The following is a 2,309-nucleotide window of genomic DNA, read 5'->3' as shown; positions in this document are numbered from 1 at the left end:
GTGGCTAACCGGTCCTCTTAACCTTCCAGCACCGGGCAGGAGTCAGTCCGTATACATCGTCTTGCGACTTCGCACGGACCTGTGTTTTTAGTAAACAGTCGCTTCCCCCTGGTCTCTGCGGCCCACACCCGCTCACGGAGAGCAAGTCTCCATCACGGGGCAGGCCCCCCTTCTCCCGAAGTTACGGGGGCATTTTGCCGAGTTCCTTAACCATAATTCTCTCGATCGCCTTGGTATTCTCTACCTGATCACCTGTGTCGGTTTGGGGTACGGGCGGCTAAAACCTCGCGTCGATGCTTTTCTTGGCAGCATAGGATCACCGGATCCCCCCATACGGGAGTCCCATCAGATCTCAGGAACGTGCTCGAAGCACACAGGAACGGATTTGCCTATCCCTGACCCTACATCCTTAGACCGGGGCAACCATCGCCCGGCCCGGCTACCTTCCTGCGTCACACCTGTTAATACGCTTACCTCCCGGGATCAGGTCCCGCGCTCGGCCAAAACCCACAACACCACAAGGGTGAGCGGGCAGGCTCCGGGCGGTTAGTATCCCCCGCTTGGCATGGGCGGTTTTTCGCCGGTACGGGAATATCAACCCGTTGTCCATCGACTACGCCTGTCGGCCTCGCCTTAGGTCCCGACTTACCCAGGGCAGATTAGCTTGACCCTGGAACCCTTGATCATTCGGCGGACGGGTTTCTCACCCGTCTTTCGCTACTCATGCCTGCATTCTCACTCGTGTAGGCTCCACCGCTGGTTTCCACCGCGACTTCACTGCCCACACGACGCTCCCCTACCACTCCACACCCCTGAACCACGAAGGCTAGGGCAATGTGTGAAATCCACAACTTCGGCGGTGTACTTGAGCCCCGCTACATTGTCGGCGCGGAATCACTTGACCAGTGAGCTATTACGCACTCTTTCAAGGATGGCTGCTTCTAAGCCAACCTCCTGGTTGTCTTCGCAACTCCACATCCTTTCCCACTTAGCACACGCTTAGGGGCCTTAGTTGGTGGTCTGGGCTGTTTCCCTCTCGACTATGAAGCTTATCCCCCACAGTCTCACTGCTGCGCTCTCACTTACCGGCATTCGGAGTTTGGCTGACGTCAGTAACCTTGTAGGGCCCATCGGCCATCCAGTAGCTCTACCTCCGGCAAGAAACACGCAACGCTGCACCTAAATGCATTTCGGGGAGAACCAGCTATCACGGAGTTTGATTGGCCTTTCACCCCTACCCACAGCTCATCCCCTCCATTTTCAACTGAAGTGGGTTCGGTCCTCCACGACGTCTTACCGTCGCTTCAACCTGGCCATGGGTAGATCACTCCGCTTCGGGTCTAGATCACGCCACTACACTCGCCCTGTTCAGACTCGCTTTCGCTACGGCTACCCCACACGGGTTAACCTCGCGACGTAACACTAACTCGCAGGCTCATTCTTCAAAAGGCACGCCGTCACAACTACTATGCGATCACTCGCGGTTGCTCCGACGGATTGTAAGCACACGGTTTCAGGTACTGTTTCACTCCCCTCCCGGGGTACTTTTCACCTTTCCCTCACGGTACTGGTCCGCTATCGGTCATTAGGAAGTATTTAGGCTTATCAGGTGGTCCTGACAGATTCGCACGGGATTTCTCGGGCCCCGTGCTACTTGGGATACTCTCCAGGCTGCACACAACATTACGGTTACGGGGCTCCCACCCTCTCTGGCCGGCCTTTCAAGACCGTTCACCTATGCCTGCACATCACCCCAACGGTCCGGCAGAACCATCACGGAAAGTCCCACAACCCCGCCCATGCAACGCCCGCCGGCTATCACACATGGAAACGGTTTAGCCTGATCCGCGTTCGCTCGCCACTACTAACGGAATCACTATTGTTTTCTCTTCCTGCGGGTACTGAGATGTTTCACTTCCCCGCGTTCCCCCCACGCACCCTATGTGTTCAGATGCGGGTCACACAATCACCTTGCAGCGTTGTGCGGGGTTTCCCCATTCGGACATCCTGGGATCAACGCTCGGTTATCAACTCCCCCAGGCTTATCGCAGATTCCTACGTCCTTCTTCGGCTCCTAATGCCAAGGCATCCACCGTGTGCCCTTAAAAACTTGACCACACAAAGATCAAAAACTTACTCGAGAGAACCATGACCACAAGGGCCAGGTTCATTCATAAGAAATTGCTGTAGAAACACACACACCAACCCCGAAAGGCCAGCCATGCATGTCTCAGATGCTCGCGTCCACTATGTAGTTCTCAAACAACAACCCCATCAACCAGACCACCACCACCCCACAAAGGGACAGC

1 rRNA gene is annotated in these 2,309 nt (G+C 55.9%); it reads right to left on the bottom strand.

Annotated elements, in window-relative coordinates:
* A 23S ribosomal RNA gene (locus ABIE35_RS21150) occupies window positions 1-2,116 on the bottom strand; the annotation flags it as partial.
* Window positions 2,117-2,309: the final 193 nt, after the last annotated feature.

Origin of the sequence: Paenarthrobacter sp. 4246 (assembly GCF_040546855.1) — a bacterium.
Classification (GTDB): domain Bacteria; phylum Actinomycetota; class Actinomycetes; order Actinomycetales; family Micrococcaceae; genus Arthrobacter.
Note: the sequence above shows the minus strand (reverse complement) of the source record. Positions and strands in the feature narration are given on the sequence as shown.